This is a genomic window from Pseudomonas sp. A-1, assembly GCF_004801855.1.
Taxonomy (GTDB): Bacteria; Pseudomonadota; Gammaproteobacteria; order Pseudomonadales; family Pseudomonadaceae; genus Geopseudomonas.
In genome coordinates this window covers 1-573 of the sequence record NZ_SSTC01000238.1, presented here as the reverse complement: position 1 = coordinate 573, position 573 = coordinate 1, and the positions used below count along the sequence as shown (strand labels likewise).

Sequence of the window (573 nt, the reverse complement as noted above, 5' to 3'; positions counted from 1 at the left end):
CGCCGCGCGCCTGCGCCAGGCCGAGGCGCTGGCCGGCGTCGCGGCGGCCGCGCAGGCGCCGCAGGTCGGCCTGGATGCCGCCATGCAGCGCAAGCGCTGGCCGACCGACAACTTCTACGGCCCCGGCCCGCTGGCTGACACCAGCACCTGGAACAATACCGCCGCCTTCGCCCTGAGCTACGACCTCGACCTCTGGGGCCGCCTGCGCAGCCAGCGCGAGCAGGCGCTGAGCCGGGCGCGGCTCGCCGCTACCGAGCAGCGCGCCGCCGCGCTGGCGCTGCAGGGCAGCGTGGTGCGCGCCTACATCCGCCTGGCCCGCCAGCATGCCGAGCTGGACATCGCCCGGGCCGAGCTGCACCAGCGCGAGGAGCTGCTGGCGCTGGCCCGCGAGCGCAAGCGCATCGGCCTGGGCACCGAGCAGGAGATCGCCGAGGCCGAGGCGCCGCTGCCGGAGGCGCACCGCCAGCTCGACCTGGCGCAAGAGGCCATCGCCCTCAGCCGCCATCAGCTCGCCGCCCTGGCCGGCGCCGGGCCGGCTGCCGCCGCCGAGCTCGAGCGCCCGCGCCTGGCCCT

At 77.7% G+C, this 573-nt stretch carries 1 protein-coding gene; it reads left to right on the top strand.

From position 1 onward, the window contains the following. Positions 1-573 (top strand): TolC family protein (locus E5198_RS21355; protein ID WP_168772581.1); only part of this gene is annotated, 573 nt, incomplete at both ends.